We start from the raw sequence: 6,887 nt of genomic DNA, 5'->3' as shown, positions 1-6,887 counted from the left end.
GTTGGTTAATGGTAAAGTAATTTAGTTTTTAATCTCCAAAGACATATGGAAGTTCACAGTTGTTCATTTTTTATTGTTTACTGATTTTAAAAAAATTCAATTTGGATAGGAGAAAATTTCAATGCGAAAAACTTCAGCACAAAGAATAACCTTTATTGTTTTAATTCTATTATTAATGATACCGCTTACAGTTTCAGCTAATGGAAAATCAGGAGAACCAAATGTTCCCCCAAATGAAAATAATAATAAACCACATTTGGATAATCAGGGAGATTCTATGGATTTTGAGAATGCATCCGTTCATGACCCTTCCATCATAAAAGCCGATGGAATGTATTATGTGTTTGGCACGCATATTGCTGCTGCAAAGTCTGAAGATTTGATTAATTGGACAAACTTTACAAATGGTTATACCCGTACTGACAATACATTATATGGAGATTTATCGGAAAACCTCTCTGGAAGCTTTGAGTGGGCAGGAGAGAACGATGCCGACAGCCGCGGAGGGTTTGGCGTTTGGGCACCGGATATTTTTTGGAATAAGGACTATGTGAATGAGGACGGCACGAAAGGTACTTATATGATTTACTATAGTGTCTCTTCCACATGGCAACGATCTGCCATCGGCTACGCGGTTTCCAAAGATATTGAAGGCCCGTATGAGTATGTGGATACGATTGTATACTCTGGTTTTACTGAAGTGGAAGCATATGACGAAAATAGTAATGTTAATAAACAATGGGAAAACACCAATATCTCAGGCCTCATTGAAGATGGTGTTTTTGCTGAGCCTAACCCAGAGTGGTTTCACTCAGACGATGTTTATAACACCCGCCTCTATCCAAATGCCATTGACGCGAACATGTTCTATGATGAAGATGGAACACTGTGGATGACCTATGGTTCATGGTCCGGTGGTATATATATGTATGAGCTTGATAAGTCTACAGGTCAGCCAATCTACCCTGGGGAAGATGGTAGAACCGAGGACGGCAGAATGATTGACCGCTACTTTGGAACGAAAATTGCTGGAGGATTTGGCCATTCCATTGAAGCCCCTTATGCTTATTACGATGAAGAGCTTGATTATTACTACTTATATTTAACCTATGGAGGATTAGCAGCTACAGGCGGATATCAAATGCGAGTTTTCCGATCTGAAAGTCCAACTGGTCCATATGTAGATGCCGCTGGAGAACCAGCTGCTTTACCAGATAGTTTGGATGATGGCACAGTCGGTAATAAAGTAGATAGTTCTGCCCATAGCGACTTTGGGAATAAACTTATGGGTAACTTCTTGTTTGAAAGAAAAATCGGTGATCCTGGATCAGGAATTGGTCATACTTATGCGGCCCCTGGTCACAATTCCGTGCACTACGACCAAGTAACTGGGGAAAGATTTGTTGTCTTTCATACTCGTTTCCCAAATCGAGGAGAATCACATGAAGTACGGGTTCATCAACTCTTTATGAATAAAGAAGGATGGCCGGTTGCTACTCCATTCCGTTATTCTGGTGAAACACTGGATAAGGTAAACAAACAAGATATCGTTGGTGAATATAAATTTGTTAATCATGGAAGAGAAATAACCGGTTCCGTTACAAATTCTGTATTCGTTACATTAAACAAAGATAATACCCTATCAGGTGATGTAACTGGTACATGGAAAAAGACTGGACATAACAAGGCAGAATTAACTATTGATGGAAAAACGTACGATGGTGTATTCCTGCGCCAATACGACACTTCTTCGGAACTTACTGTCATGACCTTTACTGCCATGTCGAACGAAGGAGTAGCAGTCTGGGGTACGAAGACTCTCGACAGAACAGTTGAGGAAGTTATTGAGGCTGTAGTCAATGATTTAGATTTTGGTGATTTAGATAGTGTTATTTCTAATTTGACACTTCCTAATGAGGGTACGCAAAATACGGTGATTTCCTGGGAGACCTCTGATCCTGGTGTAGTAACTGACACAGGGGAAGTAACTCGACCAGCAGTCGGGGAAGAGGATGCCACCGCTACGCTTACGGCAACGATTACAAAAGATGGTACAACTATTACAAAAACGTTTGATATAACTGTGTTAGCCTATCTGCCGGCAGGTTTAACAGCTCATTATGCTTTCGAAAATACTCTCGAAGATAGTACAGGAAACTTTGGTACGGGTACAATGACAGGAAATCGAATTAATAATAGTGGCGGAATGATTACCTATACAGATGGTGTTCGTGGGGAAGCTGCCGTATTCAACGGAGATTCTGGTGTCCGCTTACCTGACGGGTTGATTTCCAGCCACTCGTATTCAGTATCCTTATGGCTAAAGCCTGAAGAATTAACAGCACACACTACTGCATTCTTTGGAGCAAGAACGAACAGTAGTTGGATAAGCCTTCTCCCAGGAGGGACTAACAATGGTCAAACAATGGTTTGGTCAGGTAGTCAAAGATGGGTTGACGCCACAACGGGAGAAACTATTCCAGCAGGCGAGTGGACTCATGTGGCATTCACTGTCGATGAGGGAAATATAAAGGTTTATATAGACGGGGTGTTACAACATGATGGAAACAACTTCCCTAATATATTTACAACCACAAACGGAACTTTCAGTCTCGCCGTTAACTGGTGGGACGAGCCATTTAAAGGATTAATGGATGAATTACGAGTTTATGAAGGTGCACTATCACCAGAAGAAATTGTAGAATTAGCACAAAAATAAAAAATCAAGAGGGTGACACTTTGTGTCACCCTCTTTTTTGCCATATTTAATCGTGTCGTTTACAAGTTTTATAATCAAGCGTTGCTTCTTTAACAATTGCTATGGGAACAACGCCGGAAGCTGCATCTGTATGTCCAACCATTCGATTGCTGGCTAGATTGACGTTGAAGCTTTGCATGCCATGAGCCCTAACCTGACACAATAATAGCAACTTTTAAAACACTTTGCTTGATCAAAAGAAATGTATCATAAGTGAGTTTGATTTTGAAGTGCTGGGGGACAGCAATTGCATCTCGCTCTCCCCTTCCCCAATAACAATTCGCCCGTATATAAATTTCATTTAACATTTTTCTCATAGCATTTGTTGCTAAATTATCAGCTTCACATTTATCGTCTTTTCCTACACTCTGAAAAGCCGCTACAGCTGCCTTCTGAGTTACATTCAACATGGATATAACTACTTGGCACTTTGTAATTGAATTATTTATTCATAAAAGCTTTGATTTCTTCTTCTGGCATGGATGAATCGCATTTCACGTTTACTGTGTCACCATTAGTAAAGATGAAACCAGGAACCGTTGGAATATCGTATTCATTACGGAAGGCCGTAATACCTTTCATATCAGATTCTTCCACACTATTGACATAATAGATATGAGTATCTGTTTCTTCAGCAACTTTTTTTAGTTTTTTAATGAATATTTGACAATAAGGACATACCGCCTTGCCAATATAGATAACGGCTTCTCCTTCCCCTTTTACCAATTCCTGTGCTTTTGCGGAATCAATTTTATCAAAACTAGCTACATTTTCTTCATAAGTAGCAATCATCTCTCAATCTCCTTTCTCTCATGTCATTATGTTACCGTTGTATATCCGCATTCTGCGAGTGGAACCCCTGGTTTGACTACCTTTGATTCCTGACTTTGTAATAGTTCAGGGAATAAATAATGTATTATATTCATAGTTAAACGTCGAGATTTCCCTTTATATGGATAAATGTGCATATACATTGATGGATTAAAGTTCGCTTCAATAATTCCATAGGCGTTTTTATTAGCTGCTGGAACTTCTGTATTTTCAATAATCAAATCGATACCACAAATTTCAACTCCAAGTGTGGATACCGCATCCACTGCTATTTTTTTATATTCATCAGGAATTTGATCTGTGACATCAATCGAGTCTCCACCTGTACTAATATTAGAGTTTTCACGCAAATAGATAATTTCATCATTCTCTGGAATTGAATCCATTTGATATCCTTGACCTTTAAGCATAAGGTTTTCCAATTCACCTAATTGAATACTTTCTAAAGGTGTCCTATGATCTCTTCCTCTTAATGGGTCACGATTCTTTTGAATGACTAACTCTTCAATTGTATGTTTACCGTCACCTTTAACATTCGCAGGAATTCGTAATAAAACAGCATAAACTTTATCATTTAACACAAAAAATCGATATTCTGTTCCTTTAATAAATTCTTCTAGTAATATAGAAGAGTCTTCTTTAAATGCTAGTGTGATTGCTTTTTGATAATCTTCGTAATTCGCGCCTTCTTTGAAGATCGATATTCCTAATCCATAGTTTGTTGATTTCGGCTTCACAACAAATGGTTTGGTGGAAAATAGATCATAGGAACGTAAAGCTTGTTCTATTGTCTGATATTCCTCACCTTTCGGCACACGGAATCCATGTTGTTGAAGAATTTTCTTGGTTACTGTTTTATTTTCCATAATTAAAGATGATACATAGCTATCTTTACTTGTCATATTACCATTTTTCACATATTCAACATGATATTTTAATTGTAGCTTCAAAAATTGATCTTGCCGATCCAAAACTTCTACTTGGATTCCTTGCTGTAAGCAATCAGACATTAAAATCTGAGTGGACAACTCCATGTCAGTAAATCCTGTTAATTGATAGGGCTTATCCCATGATTTTTTATAATTTTCTTTAGCCATATAAGTAGCCATTTTGCTTTGACTGCTTTTTTCACTCTCTTTATAAAGTTTTCCAGCTAAAGTCTTACTTGGGTCCATTAGCATTTCTCTCAGATGAACAAATAACGTATCTGAAATACTCAAATCTAAGATTTCTGCTAAATGTTCCATCTCATCAATTATCTTCTTAGCGTCGATTTCAAATTGTGTATGCTCTAATGGATGTTCAAGGGCCACTGCATCATTGTAAATATCACCCAGTTTTACCCACTCATCACAATTATTCCCTTCATCTTTCCATAGTAAATAAATTAAAAAAAGATGTAGAAATTCCGATTGTTTATAGTTAATGCCATACGTTTCAAAGGGATTTAAATCTATATTTCTCAATTCAATATAATGAACACCGTGATTTGCTAAATCTGAAACATGATGCCCGCCTCTTAAACGGATAGGTGCATATAGTTCTTTTTCTTCTAATAGAAGCCCTCTTTTAATCATCAAAGAAAGATCTGATAGATAGTTTTGTATACTACTATATGACACTTGAACATCATCCGAATTAGTAAAACCATACTTACTGCTTCTAATACTTCTCACTGCTCGATTCAAAGAATCTTCTTCAAAAAAATTCTCTTCACTATTAGGGGAAGCTCCATAAAAATAAGTCACTAGCCAACGATAGTGTAAATAGTTTCTTGTGACTTTTAGATAAATCTCTTCTTTAAACTGTCGATAATCTTTTATCTCCGATTGGATGTTAAATAATGCTTGGATTAATTCATCGCCGAATTCAAAGTTGAAATGAATTCCACAAATCATTTGTTTACGACGGCCATATGAATGTGATAAAGAGTGACGATATCGAACATTTTCAACACTTTTCAATTTCGCAATAACAATATCTTCGTCTTTTTTTGGTAACTGTGGTGGCATGCTTAATGGCCAAAGCATTTCATTATCACCAATAGAACGACAAGCAACATCATGGATAGCTGCTAAGTAATCAAACAGTTCCTTTAGTGTCTCAGAAACAGGTGTGATTAATTCCATCTGTGTTTCTGAAAAATCCCGCTGAATATATGGGTGTTCGTCTCTTATCGAGATACTTTTAGGATGATCCGTTTTAGCTAAATTTCCTGATAAGTCAACTCGCTGACTTTCTTTTTCGATCCCATAACGGGCTTTTAATAAGTATGGTTTAACATGGTTGTTGGCTAACATTTTTTTGAAATCCATAGGAACTATCCCTCCCAACTAACTCATTTTTAAACTTTTAGCTAGTAAAACTGTAAACCACGACAAAATGAGTTATAAAAATATCCACATTTAGTTGCAATGTGGATATTTTTATTTTCCATTCCATATTTTTAATAAAATATAAATTATCTTAAGAACTTTATATGGAAAGCGAAATGGTCCTCTAAGAAAGTAGCTATAAAGAAATAGCTATGATCATAACCTTCCATCTTCTTGTAATTTACTACTTGATTATTTTCCTGAGCATTCTTTAAGAAAATCGTTTCATCTAATTGTTTTGGATAAAACTGATCTTGTGTTCCTTGCGTAATGAGAATAGGCGGAATGCCAGCTTCTTTGACCAATTCTGAAGCGTCCCATTCTTTCCAAGAAGCTTTACTTTCACCTAAATAAGTGGAGAAAGATTTTATTCCCCATGGGACTTGACTCGGATTTAAAATAGGAGAAAAGGCAGAAATCGCTTTGAATCTCGCCTCATTTTTCATGCCAATCACTAAAGCACCATGACCTCCCATTGAGTGGCCCATTATGCTTTCTTCTCCTGAAAAATGAGGTACCAAAGTTGACGCAATAGTTGTTAATTCATCTACTATATACGTATACATGTTATAATGCTTTGCCCATGGGTCTTGTGTTGCTTTTAAATAAAAACCTGCACCTTGTCCAAGGTCCCATCCTTCATCATCAGCAACATGTTCTCCACGTGGTGAAGTATCTGGAATCATGACTGCCACTTGATATTTTTCAGCTAATCTTTGAAAGCCACTTTTTTGACTAAAATTATCATCTGTACAAGTTAAACCAGATAACCACCAAATAAGAGGGATTTTTTTCATTTCTTTATTCGATGGCAAGTAGATACTAAATGTCATAACACACTGTAACACTTCCGAATAATGGCTGTACTTACATTGTTCTCCACCAAAAGAGCGATGTTTTTCAATAAGTTTTAGGCTCATTTT

General features: G+C 37.0%; 6 protein-coding genes. 1 reads left to right on the top strand and 5 read right to left on the bottom strand.

Annotated features, from left to right (window positions below):
* Positions 1–121: 121 nt before the first annotated feature.
* Entirely contained in the window at positions 122–2,719 is a 2,598-nt protein-coding gene (locus ACHABW_RS22200; protein ID WP_435758686.1) for a LamG-like jellyroll fold domain-containing protein, read from the top strand.
* A gap of 46 nt (positions 2,720–2,765) precedes the next feature.
* Here ACHABW_RS22200 and ACHABW_RS22195 read toward each other — a convergent pair whose 3' ends face one another.
* The 5 genes from ACHABW_RS22195 to fghA form a co-directional block, all read right to left on the bottom strand.
* Complete coding sequence (locus tag ACHABW_RS22195; protein ID WP_435758684.1) at positions 2,766–2,897, bottom strand: hypothetical protein; 132 nt, start codon at positions 2,895–2,897, stop codon at positions 2,766–2,768.
* A 10-nt stretch (positions 2,898–2,907) separates the two neighbouring features.
* Positions 2,908–3,168, bottom strand: coding sequence for a fructose-bisphosphatase class II (locus tag ACHABW_RS22190; RefSeq protein WP_435758682.1), 261 nt, complete (start codon positions 3,166–3,168; stop codon positions 2,908–2,910).
* 31 nt (positions 3,169–3,199) lie between these two features.
* Positions 3,200–3,550 (bottom strand): thiol reductase thioredoxin, encoded by a 351-nt coding sequence (locus tag ACHABW_RS22185; RefSeq protein ID WP_435758680.1) that lies wholly within the window; start codon positions 3,548–3,550, stop codon positions 3,200–3,202.
* A gap of 26 nt (positions 3,551–3,576) precedes the next feature.
* Positions 3,577–5,904, bottom strand: coding sequence for a bifunctional glutamate--cysteine ligase GshA/glutathione synthetase GshB (gene gshAB, locus ACHABW_RS22180; RefSeq protein WP_435758678.1), 2,328 nt, complete (start codon positions 5,902–5,904; stop codon positions 3,577–3,579).
* Positions 5,905–6,050: 146 nt separating this feature from the next.
* Positions 6,051–6,884, bottom strand: a complete 834-nt coding sequence (gene fghA, locus ACHABW_RS22175; RefSeq protein WP_435758676.1) for an S-formylglutathione hydrolase — start codon at positions 6,882–6,884, stop codon at positions 6,051–6,053.
* Between the last annotated feature and the right edge of the window lie 3 nt (positions 6,885–6,887).

It is taken from the genome of Salipaludibacillus sp. CF4.18, assembly GCF_051262595.1.
Lineage (GTDB): Bacteria > Bacillota > Bacilli > Bacillales > Salisediminibacteriaceae > Salipaludibacillus > Salipaludibacillus neizhouensis.
The sequence above is the reverse complement of the archived record's forward strand: the minus strand, read 5'-3'. Positions and strand labels throughout refer to the sequence as shown.